We start from the raw sequence: 17,306 nt of genomic DNA on the forward strand, positions 1-17,306 counted from the left end.
AAAAAGTTATCACATGAGAAGGTGGGATCTCATCCTTCCTTTTTCATGCTCATTCTAATAGGAGGTTTAGGTGAATGACATTTTGGCAGTTTGCCTTTAAAAATGTGACGCGGAACGCCAGAGCTTATTTCGCCTATTTTGTAAGCAGTGCGTTTTCCATCGCAATTTTTTTCTCATTTGCAGTTTATTTATTTCATCCTAAATTGCATATGACAGACGTGAATGTTGCTCTGAACATATTAATGACAATTTCAGAAGTTGTCATTGTATTCTTTTCGTTTTTCTTTTTACTATATTCAATCGGTACCTTCTTAAAAGTACGAAAAAAGCAATTTGGGATTTTAACAGTACTTGGCATATCTCAAAAACAATTAAAGAGACTCGTATTTCTAGAAAACATGCTAATTGGTGTTCTTTCCATCTTTTTCGGCGTTCAACTTGGACTTGTCTTCTCGCAGTTCTTTTTGTTAGTTACCGCCAAAATTACACACGTACCTGGTTTATATTTATATGGGCCTACAAGTGCTATCGTTTTAACTATCATCATCTTTCTTGGGCTCTTCATTCTCGTATCATCTTTTACACCGATGCTCATTCGTACGAGAAAAGCCGTACGTCTTTTAAAAGAAGGAACAAAACAAAAAGAAAGAAAAGCATCCGTTCTTATCTCTCTATTTGGTGCGATGTGTTTAATATGTGGATATACGTTAGCCGCAAATCCGCTGTATTTTATGTCGCTAGGTGACATCATTGGGCTTTTATATGCCGTCTCTAGTATATTTGTCATCCCATCGCTTATTGCAGCTGGAACATACTTTTTCTTTTCACAAATTAGTTTTTTACTCATTCGTATATTAAAAACGCGAAGAACATTTTATATGAAGCGAATTAATATGCTTTGGATTTCTGATTTAGCAGCGCGCATTCGGACAAACATTAACATGCTCTTTATTGTAGCGATGCTATCAACACTTGCTTTTACTATGATTACATTCTTATATGGTTTTGGTAAATTTATGAAGTTCGATACAGTAAGAGAAAATCCTTTTCCTTTTACATATTTATCACATACTGAAAATACGTTAGCAGATGAACATTTAAATTGGTTAAAACAAAAGTTTAACGAAGAGCAATTTACTTATAAACAATTTAAAACGGATATATATGAAGTATCTTCAGCGGAAGAAAATTCGCAGCTCTATTATGCAATTAAACAAAGTGACTATACTGTACTTGCTAAGGCTTTAAATTGGGAAACGCTCACAGTAAATAAGAATGAATCTTATATTCTTATGAAAGACTTAGATGATCAAGTTATTGGAACGCTTCATAATAAAGACAAGAAAAATACTCTTACACTTACTCAAAACAATTTACAACTACAAGTGAAAGAATATAAAAGTTATAACCCATTCCCAAATCGCTTAATATACCAATTGCTCATACTATCTGATGAAAATGTAGAAGCATTATCCTCCGTTTCAAAACAGATGAGTGTATATAGCTTTAAAGTTAAGGACTGGGAAAAAGCTAATAACATCGGCTCGTTATTCATAGACAAAATTAATACCGACGGGAACAACATTCAAGCAGAGCACAAGCCTTTCCATGCAAGTGAAGCGAGCGATTCTCTATACACAACAAAACAAAATGTCGCTTCGTTCTTCTTAATTGGTACTTTCTTAGGTGTTATTTTCTTTATTGGTGCTGGCAGTGTCCTTTACTTCAGGATGTATACAGATTTAACAAATGAACAAGAAAAGTATGTAACGATTACAAAAATCGGTTTAACAGAAGCTGAGATGAAACGATCTGCTACAATTCAACTTGCGATTCTTTTCTTTGTTCCATACATTATGGCATCGATTCATACGATGTTTGCGACAAAGATGCTACAAGAAGTTTTACATCTCTCGTTCTTCGCTGAGATTACAGTCGTACTTATGATTTTTGGAACGGTTGAAATTTTATTTTTCCTTTTAATTCGTTCCTTTTATATGCAAAAATTATCACAACACATTAAGTTTTAAAAAGTAGAAAGGTGATTACTATGGAAGAAGTATTACACATAAAAAACGTCTCAAAAGTATATGAGGGAAAAGTCCCTCATACTGCTTTAAAAAATATAAATTTACACGTGGATAAAGGGGAATTCGTTGCCATTATGGGACCATCTGGTAGCGGGAAATCTACATTTTTAAACGTTATCTCTACAATCGATTCTCCGACTTCTGGTGATGTCGTGATTAACGGAAAAAAACCGCACACATTTCGTAGAGAGAAGTTAGCTATTTTCCGAAGACAAGAGTTAGGATTTGTTTTCCAAAACTTTAACTTACTAGATACACTAACAATCGGTGAAAATATCGTACTACCTTTAACATTAGATAATGTTCCATTAAAAGAAATGGATGAAAAGCTTGATAACATTTCAAAAAAGCTTGGAATTGATCATATTTTGGACAAGCGTATTTTTGAAGTTTCTGGAGGACAAGCACAGCGTACTGCAGTAGCACGTGCTGTTATTCATCATCCTTCACTTCTACTTGCCGATGAACCGACAGGAAACTTAGATTCAAAAGCGGCAATTGACGTAATGGAGCTATTTACGAAATTAAATAAAGAAGAAGATGCAACGATTTTAATGGTTACGCACGATCCGTTTGCAGCAAGTTATTGTAACCGTGTTATTTTCATTAAAGATGGAGAGCTTTACAATGAACTACACCGCGGATTGTACCGTGAGAAATTTTATCAAGAAATATTAGATGTTTTAGCATTATTAGGAGGAAGACGTGGATGACATTTTGGCAATTCGCATTTAAAAATGTCTCGCGTAATTCTAAAGCATATTTCGCTTATTTTGTAAGTAGTGCTTTTTCTATTATGGTTTTCTTTTCATTTACTGTATACGCGTATCATCCACGCTTACAAATTATGAATAAATTACAGGAACAAGATCCACTGATGAACTTAGCCGGCATGGCACAGTTTGTTATCGTTTTGTTCTCGTTCTTCTTTCTCTTATATTCAATCGGAACATTTTTAAATGTTCGGAAGCAGCAATTCGGCGTTTTAACTGTTCTCGGTATATCTCAAAAACAATTAAAACGTCTTTTGTTTACTGAAAATATGATTATTGGAATGCTCGCTATTTTTGCTGGTATTCAAGGCGGTCTTGTTTTTTCTAACTTTTTCTTACTCGTTACTTCTAAATTAACAAACGCAAAAGGCCTCTATTTATATTGGCCAACAGAAGCTATTATCGTAACGACAATAACTTTTATTATTTTATTTCTCATCGTATCTACGTTTACACCGATGTTTATTCGTACTCGTAAAACAACTCGATTAATTAAAAATAGTAAAAAGGAAAAAAGCGAAAAAAGACCGTCTATACTCATTTCATTATTTGCTTTAATTTGTTTAGCACTATGCTATTATATCGCTGGTTATCCGCAAGGCTATATAACAGAAAAAAATGCACAAAATGGATCTGTATTCTTAATTATGCTATCTATTTTACCGCTCGTAGTGGTAGGAACATATTTATTCTTTTCACAAACATTTCTTCTCTTTATCTTTATTTTGAAAAAGCGGAGAAAGTTTTATATGAAGCAAATAAATATGTTATGGATTTCAGATTTAGCTAACCGGACTCGTAGTAATATTAATGTACTCTTTATCGTTTCTATGCTATCTGCACTAGCATTTACGATTATTATTGGTTTATTCGCTGCTAATAACAATACAACAGCATCGGTACTAGAACGATATCCCGTCCCCTTCACTTATACATCAGAAGGTGACAATTCCCTTGAACAAAAGCATATTACTGCAATTGAAACTGAGCTTACAAATAGTAATTTTCAGTACAGAAAATATAAGTTTACAGTAGTAAAAGATACAGCTTCAAAAGAAGACATTATGCTTATGAAGATGAGTGATTATAACGCAATTGCTAAACAATTGAAAAGGCCGGAAATAACAATTGATTCTACAGAAGTGTATATTATTTCTCGCCACTCACCAGAACTTCTCAATCTCGTATCTAATCCATTTGCAAAGCATAATACGATTACACTTGGATCTAATAAAAAAGAATTTCATATTAAAGGGTTTATTAATAAAGGAATAGAACCATCCTTTGCATTCCCACATTTAGCTGTCGTACAAGATTATGTATTTGATAATATGATTCCTCATATTGAAACAACCGTAATCTATAACTACTTCGTAGAAAACTGGGAAAATGCAATCGTTCCAACAAAAAATATGTTACGTGTTATTAGTGGCGATGCACGTAAGTTCTACGAAAAGCATACAGAAGAGAACGCTCAAGTTCCTTTCTTCATATATACAGCTACGGATGAACTCATTTACGGTAAAGGGAATGCAGTTGCTCAATTCTTTATTTGGGCATTTCTTGGCTTTATCTTCTTTATCGGTGCGGCTAGCGTTTTATATTTCCGTATGTATAACGACTTAACAACTGAAAGACAAAAGTATATTACGATTACAAAACTTGGCTTAACAGAATCAGAAATGTTTCGTTCTGCAACGATTCAATTAGGAATATTATTTTTCGTTCCTTATATTGTTGCTGGTATTCATACAATATTCGCCATTAAGTTTTTACAAAGCATGTTTTCTTTCTCATTACTGAAAGAGACATGTATCGTACTCACTTTATTCGGGATTATTGAGATCATTTTCTTCTTCTTAATCCGATCTATATATATTAATAAATTATCACAACACATAAAAATATGAATAAAATGGCCTTGTGCAATACGCACAAGGCCATTTTCAATAGTTTTTAATTAGCAGCAATATCCACCGTAGCCGCCAGCATAACCGCCGTAACCACCATAACCACAAGAACCGCCACCGCCGAAGCAGCTAGCACCGATGATGATTAATAAAATAAACAATACGATTAGAAGCGCAAAACCGCCGCCGCAACCATGTCTGCGGTTACAATCATCATGTCTGTGTTCACACTTTTCGCTCATTACCCTATTCCTCCTTTAGTATCATTCATAACAAGTTCCTCTTGTTCTAAATGAGGGGATTCCATTTATATTATGTTTTCAGGGCGAATAGGAAGCTTGGCTTACCTAAAAACGGGCTTGTTTTAGGAATTGGACTTTATTAAAAAAGGATACCTATTCAGGTATCCTTTAAAGAAACATATTCAACAAAAGAGCAAAACCGAATGCAATAAATGATAACAATGTTTCCAGCACCGTCCACGTTTTAAACGTTTCTTTTACTGTCAAACCTAAATATTCTTTTACAAGCCAGAACCCTGCATCATTTACGTGAGAAAACATTAATGAACCTGCACCGGTTGCTATAACGAGCAATTCTAAATTCACACCAGACATGTGCTGAATAACTGGTGAAACAATTCCCGCTGCTGTCGTTAACGCTACTGTTGCTGAACCTGTTGCAATTCGAATTAATCCAGCTACCATGAAAGCTAATACAATTGGTGATAACGATATATGCTCTGCCATTTGCGCAATCGCTGTTCCAACGCCACTTTCAATTAATATTTGTTTAAATCCACCGCCTGCACCGATAATTAAAATAATGGAACCGACTGGTAATAAACTTTCATCCGTTAATTTTTTAATCATCTTTTTATTAATTCCTTGTCTTATCCCAAGTAAATAAAATGCTGCGAAACATGAAATAAGTAAAGCAATTACTGGGCTTCCGATAAATACAAAAAATTCAGTCATCTTTTTCGGTAATGAAATATATGGTGCAACGACTGATAAAATCATCAATACAACTGGTAATAAAATAATAAAGAATGAAACTTTACGACTCGGTAAATCAGTTGAGACAGTCGTAACTCGAATAAGCTCTGGTTCATTTTCAGGTATAACCCTTTTATGTACCCACTTTGCAAATATCGGTCCTGCGATAATAGCTGCTGGTAGCGCGATAAGTAATGAATATAAAAGTACCTTTCCTAAGTTCGCGTTATAAATACCGATTGCTGTCATCGCACCTGGATGCGGAGGCACTAGCCCGTGAACAATAGATAATCCAGCAATGACAGGTAACGCAATTAATAATATATTTTGCTTCGTCGTTTTTCGGATGGAAATAACGAGTGGTAATAAAATGACGATCCCCACTTCAAAAAATACTGGAATCCCTATAACAAATCCTGCAAATAACATAGCCCACGGTAGTTTCTTCACACCGAAAAATCGAATAAAGAAATCTGCCACTTGCATGCCGGCCCCTGAATCGGACATCATTTTTCCTAAAATTGTACCGAGAGCTAAAATACCAACTAAATGCCCTAGTACACTACCAACACCAGATTCATAGGCAGTCACTATCTTCGTTAAATTCAATCCAGACATGATAGCTAAAAATAAACTCGCAACTGTTAAACTAATAAATGCATGCCATTTCCACCATGATACCCCTAAAATAACAATCGCAATTGCAAGTAACGTGACGATTAATAAGTATATATCCATCTCGCATTCCCCTTACTTTATAAAAAAAGAGGGCAAATACCCTCTTTTTTATACGTCATAATTCACTACATAATGCTGCATTTCTGTATTGTAGTAGCCTTCGCTATATTCAATTACTTCGCCAACTTCATCGTAAGAATAACGCATACGTTTTAATAGCGCTGTCCCCTCTTTTTCACCTAACGCTTCTGCAACGAAACTAGACGCAAGTCCAACAGCGAATTCATCTCTGAAGTTTTCTAAATGAATGCCTCGGTCCTCGACTAAATCGTAAAGCGATTGTAAATCAAAATCCGATAAATCTGTACTTGCCATTTTCGCTGAGAAATAGTGCGTATAATGAATATACGGTGCATCATTTAACGTATATAAACGTTCAATACGAAAACTCTCTTTACCGAATAATTGAAATGGCACTGTTCCTTCTTCATTCTGAACGATTTCTGCTTTTAGCAATTTCTTCTGTACTTTATAGCCTTCTTCCACTAACACTTCAGTAAATTTCTTTCCCTTTGACAACTTTGTCGCAGAAGTGTTACGGATGACTTTCGTTCCTTTACCGCTTTTCTTTTCCAAATATCCTTCTTGAGCGAGTTCTTTAATCGCATTTCGCACTGTAATTTTGCTCACTTTGAACTCTTCTTCTAACTGTGGTTCGGAAGGAATATTTGTATGAATCGCATATACACCATGCAATATTCGATCACGAATAATATTTTTTATTTGTAAATATAATGGTCCTTTTTTTCTCGTTACGTTCACCGTTACACCCACTACCTTTCTACATCACCTACTGATGTCGTCATTGCCCGAAGTATATCCTTCTCTGATGACATTGGCGTATCACCGACGATTGTATGTGCAAGCATTCCAGCTGCTGACGCAAATGAAACAGCTTTCTCTGGTGCAAACTCTTCTATCTCGCCATGAATAATCCCGCTCGTATAAGCATCTCCAGCACCTATTCTATCATATACAGAAAACGTAAGTGTTTTTGCAAAAGTGAACGCACCATCTTTACATATAAATCCGCGAAGCGAGTGTGTATTATCGCTATTAATAGAGCGATGTGTACCAGCGATTGTAGCGATATGATATGTTTCAGCTGCCTTTGGAATAAGATCAACAAGTTGCGCCTCTCGCTCCGTCTTTTCTGTTTTCATTCCAAGAACAAACATCGCATCTTTTTCGTTCATCATAACGATATCAGCAAGAGCCAGCATTTCTTCATAATGTGGTTTCGCCTGCTCATACCCGTCTTCTCCCCAAAGAGATGGACGATAGTTGCAATCAAAGACGACAGTTCCTCCGTTTTCTTTCACTGCTTTCGCCAAAGATTTTATATGATGGCGCACCGTATCATTCATCGCAAGTGTAATGCCGCAAAAATGAACGATATCAATTTCCTTTGCGATTTCTTCAAATTGATACATTTCTTCACATGCCGTATTGAAGCTACTTTCTAATCGATTTGAATATGTAACGCGGCTTGCACGTGTACCAAATCCATTTTCTAAAAAGTACATACCCACATATTTGCCGCCTCTTGAAACAAGCGAGGTTTGCACACCTAACTTTTGAATGTAAGATAATGCCGCATCCCCAACCGAATTTTCCGGTAAAGTTGAAATAAGAAGCCCTTCATGCCCTAGATGAGAAAGTGCTGCTGCCACGTTCACACCTGTACCAGAAAATGAGTAATTTAATGTGTTTGCTTGCGACAACAATTCATATCCTGGTACTTGCAGGCGCATCATTACTTCGCCGAACGCTGCAATTTTCTTACGCATATTGATCAACTAACTTCTTCACGACTGCTAATAATTCACGAACATCTTCTGTTTTCGTATTGCCAGTTTCTTTATCAATAATAGAAGAGTACACGTGCGGGATAACTTGCTCTACGTTTGCTTCAAGCGCAATACGTACAATTGTTTCAAAGTTTTCCTTATCAATTCCGCCTGTTGGCTCTAATGCAAATCCTTCTTCCGCACAAGCTTTCGCAACTGCGCGATATTCTTCTTCATGAGCTAAACCTTTCATTGGGAAGTATTTCAATGAATTTCCGCCCATATCACGTACAAGTGCGATCGCTGTTTTAATTGGAACGATTGCTTTTTCTTCCCCTGCTGCACTAATTGGACCAGTAGAAATATTTACGTACCCTACTTTTCCTGTTGGTGATACTAAACTATTAATCCAGCTATCTTTTCCGCCAAGATTTGCACGTGTCGCTCCAACTGAAGGGAACACTTGGTTAATATGACTACCAGGATAATGCTTCGCAATTTCAGCTACAACTGCTGCTTGGCGATTATCTCCAGCTCCGAGTCCAATTGATACAGCGTCATCAATTTCTTTTCCGTATGCTTTCATCGCTGTAACAGCTTCTTCTACTGTTGGATAATCTTTTGATAATACGCCTACTACTACATAACCTTCTGCTGCTTCAAAAATATCTTTCGCATTTTCTATATTGTTTGCTAATACATTTAATGCTACGCGGCCTTTATAAAAACGTTTTTGAATGTTTGTCATTTTAATTTCCCCCTACAATTTCTCTCAATTTTTCTTCAATCACATGTATGTCATCACCTTGAAGTGGACGTGGATCGATATCAAAGAATCCTTGTCTTACTCCGTAATCACGTGTGTAGATTGCAATTTCTCCTTCGCGTAATGCTGTCACAACGTCTTTTGCCGATTTATTTAACTCTTTTTCGTTAATATGAATACGTGCTCTAAAGATTGCTCTTCCCGCTTCATCTTGAACGATTGTTACATTTACACCGTTTAATTCTTTTAGCGGCATAAGTACTTGTAATAACTCTTTTTCTTGCTCACTCTTATCTTCTTTTACTCCGTACTCATCAAGTGCTTGAAGTAAACCAAAAGTTGTTTCTTTCCCAACTTTCATGCTTCTTCCAATGCAATGTAATTGCACTTTCAGCCACTCAATATATTTTCGTTTCCCGCCAACAATACCAGAAGTAGGCCCTTCAATTGCCTTTGAACCACTATAAATGGCAAGGTCTGCATACTTCACATATTTTTGAATATCTTCTTCAGCTGCCGCATCCACGATAAGTGGTACGTTATTTCTTTGCGCGACTTCCCATGCTTCTTCAACAGAAATCATATTTTTTTGCACGGCATGATGCGATTTCACATATAGAATCGCTGCTGTATTTTCACCAATTGCATCTTCAATATGCTCTGCTTTCCCTTCATTTGCGTAGCCAACTTCTACAAGTTTTCCTCCGCCTAAATAAATCATCGTTTCAACTGGAGCACCGTATTGAACGTTATGACCTTTTAACATGATCACTTCGTTTTTCGCGATTACCTCTTGATGAAGTCTTTCACTTTTACGGCGATTTCCTTCAGTAACGATACCAGCGATAGAAAGCGCAATTCCGCTCGATGCTGAATTCACAACGACCGCTGCCTCTGAATCTAGAATTCTTGCAATATGGTCTCCTGCTTTATCTACTAAATCAGCAATTTCCACATAATTTTGTCCCCCATGTTTCATCGCATCCATAACTGTATCTGTCGGAGCAGATACACCTAAAATACTCATTCTACCACTCGCATTAATCACTCTTTTTAATCCGTACTTAGCATTCAATGAATGACCCATTAATTACAACCCCTTTCGTATCAATTCTTCTTTCAGCAATGCGCTGATCCCCTTCTGAATCTATTAACGTAACCTTCTCATCTTTCACCGTAAATAAAGTTAAGTTTGCAATATCTCCTTCTTGAATGCGGCCAAACTCTGGTTTTTTCAGCCACTCTGCTGCATTTTTCGTAACCGCGTCAATCACTTCTTCTAGCGGATAACCTAAGTAAAGGAATTTCGAAAGAACGTGAGCCATACTATACACGGGACCGTGCACGCGATTCTTCCGGTAAATATCTGTACTAATTGTATTAAAAGCAATATCGTGACGCTTTGCGGCCTCTGCTACTTTAAATGAAAAACTAGCATTACCATGTCCAACATCTAAATGCACACCGCGATTCACTGCATCTAGTAATACAGGTAACGGTTTACCTTCTTCATCAAATAAATTATTTTCTTTCCCGTTTAAGTAATGTGTAATGACATCATCTTTTTCTAAAAGAGGTACAACTTCCTCAATGTGAGGAGGCGCTGAACCGATATGTACCATAATCGGTAATGATGTTTCGCGAGATAAAGAGCGCGCTATATGAAGCGGTTCAATTCCACTATCACAAACGACACTTTTACTCATTCTCGCTTTTAACCCAACGATTACATCTTTATAATTTTCTACTGCTTCTATTACTTTCTCTTTATCGATCCATTCCATATTGGATAATTCATCAATTCGTTTCAAACCGATGCGAGAAATATTTAAAAAGGCAAATAAATTCGTTTTTGCCTGCTCTCTACTTTTTACTAAATCTGCAATGCGATCAGCACCGCAACTACCCGCATCAACAATTGTCGTTACCCCTTGCTTAACGCCAATTTCATCAACCTCATCGCCATACGGATCAAACTCTGGAAAAGCGTGAACATGCAAATCAATCCAACCACTCGATACGTAAGTACCAGAGTAATCAAGAACCTTTCCACCCTCACCAACACCAGCTTTCGTCACCTGTGCGATTTTATTATTTTCAATTACAATGTCAATCTCTTCCCCGTTCACACGTTTCACATTACGTAGTACGAATCGTTCTGTCATTGTACTTCCACCCTTTTCTATAAGAAGCCATAAGAATGCGCTTACATTAAAGTTTCATTTTATGTCTCTTTCACACGTTTAGCGTAACATAAAAAAAGGAATAAGTAAATATAACGTTATAATGTTTAAAAGTAAATCAAAAGATGCTCCTTCAAAATGCTAATAGTATAGGAATTTATATCAACGATTCGACAAGGAATATCGATTTACAGACAAGAAACGTCAATTCCTTTCTTATATAAGAAAAGGCTGTCCCAAATGGCACAGCCTTTTTCTCTATTCCTGAACCGTCACAATAACCCCATCCATATTGTTCCCGGAAATTGCATACTGCTTATTTGCTGGAACATTCACTTTCATATTCCCAGAAACTTTATAATAAGAAACAGTATATTTCTTACCTTCTACTTCAGTTGAAATCTCTTTTTCCTCTTTTAAGAACTCTAAATATTCCTCTAGTGTGAAATTCTTTTTTTGCATAATTGCGCTATGAGGTAGGCCGACATAACGGATATGCCATGGCTCATATTGAATTCCAGTAATGTTACTTTTATTTTTCGGATAACGTAATATAAAGCCATGCTTCCATACGTTCTCTTCAATCCATTTTCCTTCAGGCGCTTTCTCCATTTTCTTTTGAGTAGACCCAATGTCCAGTGATAATCCTAAATTATGTTCACTGTATCCTGCTGGAAGTGCATAATCAGATCCCATTTTTTCATATAACTGTTTTTGCTCTTGGAAATCTCTATAGCCACTACTAATCAAAAAATGGTTAACACTTTCTTTTCCAGCCGCATCGACAACGTTCAAAAACTTTTTCACAACATCCTTTGATAAACGAAGATTTCTATCAAATATTACATAGCCTCTCACTAATTCACTATTATGATTTACATTTATAATATCAGACCTAATACTATCTTTTTTTACTGGATAATCCCTGTTAACTAATAATAAATCGCCCTTATAAATTTGTTCCTTCGTAATCTCTTTCCTCTCGTTGTTTGCCGCCTTTACTAGCTCATCTTTTCCGACAATTTTAACATCGATTTCCTTTTGAAATAACGGTGATATATAAACGCCTACACATACTGTGCATGCTATAAAAAAAGAAATAAATACCCACTTTTTCATTTCTATTTCCTCCTTAACGTAACTTACGTATAGAATAGAAAAAACTATTAAAATAAAAAGTGGGGTAAAGTTTAAATTTTTATTAAATTGTTACATTCTCGTCTTTTGGCAATCGTACTTCAAATATCGTTCTAACTACATTGCTTTCAGCAGAAATCGTACCGTTATGCTGCTCGACAATATTTTTAGCAATGAATAATCCAAGTCCCGTCCCGCCACGGTTCTCTGACCTTGCTTTATCACCTGTATAAAACATATCAAAAAGATACGGTAAATCTTCTTCCGGAATGCTATCTCCGTAATTCATAATTTGTACGACAACTTCTCCATTATCAACATACCCGTTCATATCAACAAATTGCCCATCATATCCGTAACGTACGGCATTTGTTAACAAGTTTTCAAATACTCTAGCTAGCAATTTTCCATCACCGTGCATCGGTAAATGAGGATCCACATTCAATCTTGCTTCTAAATGATGTTTTTCTAATAACGGATACAATTCCTCCTCTAGCTGTATAAGCAACTCACTTATATCAATCGGCTTTTTATCCAGCTTTAGCATGCCATAATTCATACGTGTAATTTCGAATAGCTCATCAATTAAACTTTCCAGTCTTTGCGATTTTGTATATGCAATTGTGGAGAAATGTTTAATTTGTTCTTTTGTTAAATTTTCATCTTTAAGAATTAAATCTAAATATCCTAACACGGATGTTAACGGTGTTCTTAAATCATGAGCTAAATTCACAACGAGCTGATCTTTACTACTTTCAGCAAAATCTCCTCTTTCCACCGCTTCTTTTAACTTTTCACTCGCAACATTTATTTCATGTGCGATATCTCCAAACTCATCGTTTGATGAAATACGCACTTCATTTGAAAAATCTCCGTTCGCCAAATGATGAATCCCGCTTGAAATCTCATCAAAGTATTTTAAGTATGGTTTAGTAAGGAAGAAGAAAAACATAATGGATAGCGGGATGAAAAGAATTAAAAAGAAATTAACATCCCCAATTTGTTTTATCATGAACCGCACTTGCGCTAACGGATCCTCATAACGAACGACTAATTTGTAATAAATCCGTAACCCTTGATAAATGATATACGTTACGCCACCAGCAAATATCATACTTAACGCAAATAGCATAACCATCTTCGAACGAAAACTTCTCATCTTTTTAGCCATTGAAAGTATACCCTACTCCCCACACTGTTTTTATTAACTTGTCCTTTCTTTTATCTTCTCCAAGTTTTTTCCTCAATGTACGAATATGTACCATAACTGTATTTCCGCCTTCATAATAATCATCCGCCCATACTTGCTGAAAAATATTTTCCACATTGTACACTTTCTTCGGATGGCTCGCTAATAAATATAAAATATCAAACTCTTTCGGTGTTAATTCAACTTGTTCTCCGTACACATTTACCGTTCTTCGCTCCGGATCAATAACGACTCCGCCTACCTCTAAAGCTGATTTATTCTCCGCTACTTTCGGCTGATTTAACGTAAGAAATCGGCGTAATTGTGCATTTACACGTGCAACTAATTCAATCGGTGTAAAAGGCTTCGTCATATAATCATCTGCGCCTAATACTAAACCTGTCACCTTATCAAAATCAGACGTTTTCGCACTTAAGAAAATGATTGGCATATGATGCTTCGCACGAATTTGGCGCGTCACTTCATACCCATCCATTTTCGGCATCATAATATCTAAAACCACTAAGTCGATTGGCTGCGTTTCAATAACATGAATTGCCTCTTCTCCATCAGCTGCTTTCACGACGTGGTACCCTTCTTTTTCTAAATGTATCTCAATTAAATCAGCAATTTCTGCCTCATCATCCGCTATTAAAATTGAAATGCGCTTCATTTTACTCCCCCTTTACCCCGCTATTTGCGGGCAGTAAGACTCCCACCTCAAAATTCGGGTGAATCAAAGAAGTTAGGTGGAAGATCAACTGCCCATAAAAGCCCGATTGGTTCAACTAATAATCAGTGGGGATGCCCCACTGATTAAAGTTTCACTTTATACGCTCGATTGTAAACTAGTCTATCCAATTTGTACAATAAGAAAAGGCTACTCACGGGAGTAACCTTAGTAAATAAAATTATATCGACCGTAACTCAAATTATATTAGCGATTATTGAAATATATCGACTTACCGACAATTAACGACGAAATTCGCCCGCTATTTTAAAGACTCAATTTACCGCTCCAAAGCAAGCCGCTGCTTCGTAATCTCCGCCAGCCTTCCGCGATCTACTTCATACTCAGCTTCAACACTTTGCGGCACCATCACTTTCCCGCTCTCAAGCATCACTTCCGGCGAAATAATATCCCTCTCCCAGTGCCTACTAGAAGCAGATATATCACCTGGAATCGTAAAGTTCGGCAGTGAAGCAAGGGCAACATTTTGCGCTCGTGAAATCCCCATCTCTACCATACCGCCGCACCAAACTGATATGTTATGCTCCATGCAATAATTATGGATTTGAACCGATTCTGTTAATCCGCCCACTCGCCCTGGTTTAATGTTCACAATTTGGCAGCTACCAAGGGTAATCGCAACGCGTGCATCTTCTAAACTATGAATACTTTCATCTAAACAAATGGGCGTTTCAATTTTCTTTTGCAACTCCGCGTGATCAAGAAAATCATAATCGGCTAACGGTTGTTCAATCATCATTAATTGGAATTCATCTAGTCGTTTCAGCCTCTCCGTATCCCCTAATGTATATGCTGAATTTGCATCTGCCATTAGCGGGATATACGGAAACTCTTTTCGAATCTCTTTCAATAATTCGTAATCATGCTCTGGCTTTATTTTCACTTTAAAACGCTCGTATCCTTCTTCTGCATACTTCTCGATTTGTTTTAACATAACTGGAATCGTATTAAGGCCAATTACAACGCCGACTTCAATTTCATGACTAGTTCCGCCAAGTACTGTCGCTAGCGATTTCTTTTGGCGCTTCGCATATAAATCCCAAACAGCCCCCTCTATTCCGGCCTTTGCCATTCGGTTTCTCTTTATATGTTTGAACAAACCAGGTACTTCATTCGGATGAGAAATCTCCGCCTTTAATAAATCCGGTAATAAAAAATCTTGAAGTACATGTAGCGCTGTCTTCACTGTTTCTTCCGTGTACCACGGTTCAGAAAACGCAACGACTTCGCCAAATCCAATGTATCCGTCCGTATCTTCTAATTCAATGACGATACTTTCACGCTTTTTATACGTCCCGTAGCTTGCAGCAAACGGGATTACGAGTGGCATTTCCGTTATATGTAGCGTCGCTTTTTTTATTTCCACCTACATCTCCTCCACTAATTGTCTTAACTCTCGTCTTAACAATTTTTTCGAAGCGTTTCGTGGTAATTCCTCTAAGAAACATGCTTTTTTCGGCACTTTATATTTCGCTAATTTCTCCTCGCAAAAATGAAGAATTTCTTCTTCTGTTACTTCTCCATTTTTTACAACAAAAGCAGCCGGTACTTGTCCCCATTTATCGTCAGTCATCCCGACCACACCTGCTTCCGCAACCATCGGATGAGAAAGCAACACTTCTTCAATTTGAGCCGGATATATATTCTCTCCGCCAGAAATAATTAAATCACTGCGTCGATCTAATACGTATAAAAATCCTTCTTCGTCTAAATAACCGAGGTCACCAGTATGAAGCCATCCGTTTTGAATTGTTTCGCGCGTCGCATCTTCGCGGTTAAAATAACCGCCTGTTACGTTTGGTCCTTTTACTACGATCTCACCTTCCGCAAATGGCGACACTACTACGCCATCTTTTTCAATACGGAGTTGGCACTGAAATAGTGGTTTTCCGGCTGATCCTACTTTCGTTAACATGTAATCAGCTGATAACGTACAAATTTGTGAAGACGTTTCTGTCATACCGTACGTTTGATATACAGGAATTCCTTTATCTACACACGTTTCTAATAGTGGTTTCGGCGCTGGTCCTCCACCAAGTAACATGCATCTTAAAGAAGATGGGTATGTCCCTTCTCCAAGTCTCTCTAATAAATCAGTCAACATTTTAGAAACGACAGAAATAATCGTAACGCCTCTCGTTTGAAGTGCTTTATGAATAAAATCAGCATCATATTTCGGAACGAGTAAAATGCGCATGCCATACATAATATTTTTCATTATAAGAGATAGCCCGCCAACGTGGAACATCGGCATACAAGCTAACCAGCAATCGTCATCACGAAGGCCTAAGTTAAGCGCAGAGCCAACCGCGCTTGACCAGTGATTCCCGTACGTTAAAATAACGCCTTTCGGTGTCCCTGTCGTCCCAGACGTATAAATAATTGTCATCGCTTCTTCTAAAGAAAACTCTTCTTGTATAGAGGCTTCCTCTTTTGGTCCATTCATCACTTCGGCGAATGAATATACAGGAATATCTTTAGCCTCAAAATCTTGATCCGTCACTAAACAAATAACTTCAGCATCATCCATTTGCCAAAGTAGCTCTTCTCTTGAAAGACGCGTATTTAAAAGCACAGCTACTGCACCTACGTAAGATAGGGCGTGAATAACTGTAATCATCTCCATACCATTTTTCATCAGAACAGCCACCTTTTGCCCACGCTTCACTCCAACATGCGTGAGGTGTTCACAAACAGATACTACTTTTTCATGCAGCTGCATAAAAGTAACTTTCTCTTCCTCTATTTCAATTGCAGTGCGATCTGGTGTTAAAAATGCACGTTGCTTTAACCAATTTGGCATAGTTTTCATCATACATTCTCCTTTCATGAAAGAAAGAGACTTGATATGACATCAAGTCTCTTAGTTGTTTTGTTTCCGGTTAATCTCATCTAGTTACAGCGGCTAGAACAGTCGGTCGTTTCACGCCTTCCTACGAGGCAAAAAGCGCCTCTACGTCAGAAGCTCCATCCCCCTCACA

The 17,306-nt window shown here is 37.1% G+C and carries 15 protein-coding genes; 3 read left to right on the forward strand and 12 right to left on the reverse strand.

Annotated elements, in window-relative coordinates:
- Nucleotides 1-74: 74 nt before the first annotated feature.
- From BAQ53_RS22965 to BAQ53_RS22975, 3 genes are read left to right on the forward strand one after another with little or no spacing between them, the layout of a single operon-like run.
- Nucleotides 75-2,030 (forward strand): ABC transporter permease, encoded by a 1,956-nt coding sequence (locus BAQ53_RS22965; protein WP_208906273.1) that lies wholly within the window; start codon nucleotides 75-77, stop codon nucleotides 2,028-2,030.
- Nucleotides 2,031-2,050: 20 nt separating this feature from the next.
- Nucleotides 2,051-2,803, forward strand: coding sequence for an ABC transporter ATP-binding protein (locus BAQ53_RS22970; protein ID WP_000393250.1), 753 nt, complete (start codon nucleotides 2,051-2,053; stop codon nucleotides 2,801-2,803).
- Nucleotides 2,800-4,773: an FtsX-like permease family protein gene (locus BAQ53_RS22975; RefSeq protein ID WP_208906274.1), complete on the forward strand. Its 1,974-nt coding sequence runs from the start codon at nucleotides 2,800-2,802 to the stop codon at nucleotides 4,771-4,773. The genes BAQ53_RS22970 and BAQ53_RS22975 overlap by 4 nt, the downstream gene beginning before the upstream one ends.
- A 50-nt stretch (nucleotides 4,774-4,823) precedes the next feature.
- Here BAQ53_RS22975 and BAQ53_RS22980 read toward each other — a convergent pair whose 3' ends face one another.
- The 12 genes from BAQ53_RS22980 to BAQ53_RS23035 form a co-directional block, all read right to left on the reverse strand.
- A complete protein-coding gene (locus BAQ53_RS22980; protein WP_001290399.1) occupies nucleotides 4,824-5,015 on the reverse strand; it encodes a YjcZ family sporulation protein in 192 nt (63 codons plus the stop codon).
- Between the two features lie 168 nt (nucleotides 5,016-5,183).
- On the reverse strand, nucleotides 5,184-6,509 hold the full coding sequence (gene gntP, locus BAQ53_RS22985) for a gluconate permease GntP (protein WP_000356150.1): 1,326 nt from the start codon (nucleotides 6,507-6,509) through the stop codon (nucleotides 5,184-5,186).
- A 48-nt stretch (nucleotides 6,510-6,557) separates the two neighbouring features.
- Nucleotides 6,558-7,283 (reverse strand): GntR family transcriptional regulator, encoded by a 726-nt coding sequence (locus BAQ53_RS22990; protein WP_061884699.1) that lies wholly within the window; start codon nucleotides 7,281-7,283, stop codon nucleotides 6,558-6,560.
- Nucleotides 7,283-8,299, reverse strand: coding sequence for a sugar kinase (locus BAQ53_RS22995; protein ID WP_208906275.1), 1,017 nt, complete (start codon nucleotides 8,297-8,299; stop codon nucleotides 7,283-7,285). Before BAQ53_RS22995 ends, BAQ53_RS22990 begins: the two co-directional genes overlap by 1 nt.
- Nucleotides 8,292-9,047 (reverse strand): 2-dehydro-3-deoxy-phosphogluconate aldolase, encoded by a 756-nt coding sequence (gene dagF / locus BAQ53_RS23000; RefSeq protein WP_000181913.1) that lies wholly within the window; start codon nucleotides 9,045-9,047, stop codon nucleotides 8,292-8,294. The genes BAQ53_RS22995 and dagF overlap by 8 nt, the downstream gene beginning before the upstream one ends.
- Before the next feature lies 1 nt (nucleotide 9,048).
- On the reverse strand, nucleotides 9,049-10,152 hold the full coding sequence (locus tag BAQ53_RS23005) for a DgaE family pyridoxal phosphate-dependent ammonia lyase (protein WP_000510103.1): 1,104 nt from the start codon (nucleotides 10,150-10,152) through the stop codon (nucleotides 9,049-9,051).
- On the reverse strand, nucleotides 10,130-11,230 hold the full coding sequence (locus tag BAQ53_RS23010) for an amidohydrolase/deacetylase family metallohydrolase (protein ID WP_000139978.1): 1,101 nt from the start codon (nucleotides 11,228-11,230) through the stop codon (nucleotides 10,130-10,132). The genes BAQ53_RS23005 and BAQ53_RS23010 overlap by 23 nt, the downstream gene beginning before the upstream one ends.
- 276 nt (nucleotides 11,231-11,506) lie before the next feature.
- Nucleotides 11,507-12,367 (reverse strand): D-Ala-D-Ala carboxypeptidase VanY, encoded by an 861-nt coding sequence (locus tag BAQ53_RS23015; protein ID WP_000759398.1) that lies wholly within the window; start codon nucleotides 12,365-12,367, stop codon nucleotides 11,507-11,509.
- Between the two features lie 82 nt (nucleotides 12,368-12,449).
- Nucleotides 12,450-13,556: a HAMP domain-containing sensor histidine kinase gene (locus BAQ53_RS23020; protein WP_001085277.1), complete on the reverse strand. Its 1,107-nt coding sequence runs from the start codon at nucleotides 13,554-13,556 to the stop codon at nucleotides 12,450-12,452.
- Entirely contained in the window at nucleotides 13,549-14,247 is a 699-nt protein-coding gene (locus tag BAQ53_RS23025; RefSeq protein ID WP_000822498.1) for a response regulator transcription factor, read from the reverse strand. Before BAQ53_RS23025 ends, BAQ53_RS23020 begins: the two co-directional genes overlap by 8 nt.
- A 337-nt stretch (nucleotides 14,248-14,584) precedes the next feature.
- Entirely contained in the window at nucleotides 14,585-15,691 is a 1,107-nt protein-coding gene (gene menC, locus BAQ53_RS23030; protein ID WP_208906276.1) for an o-succinylbenzoate synthase, read from the reverse strand.
- Nucleotides 15,692-17,137 carry an o-succinylbenzoate--CoA ligase gene (locus BAQ53_RS23035; RefSeq protein WP_208906277.1) on the reverse strand — a complete coding sequence of 482 codons (1,446 nt, stop codon included), beginning with the start codon at nucleotides 17,135-17,137 and terminating at the stop codon, nucleotides 15,692-15,694.
- Nucleotides 17,138-17,306 lie beyond the last annotated feature (169 nt).

It is taken from the genome of Bacillus sp. B25(2016b) (genome assembly GCF_001679765.1).
GTDB classification, from domain to species: domain Bacteria; phylum Bacillota; class Bacilli; order Bacillales; family Bacillaceae_G; genus Bacillus_A; species Bacillus_A thuringiensis_K.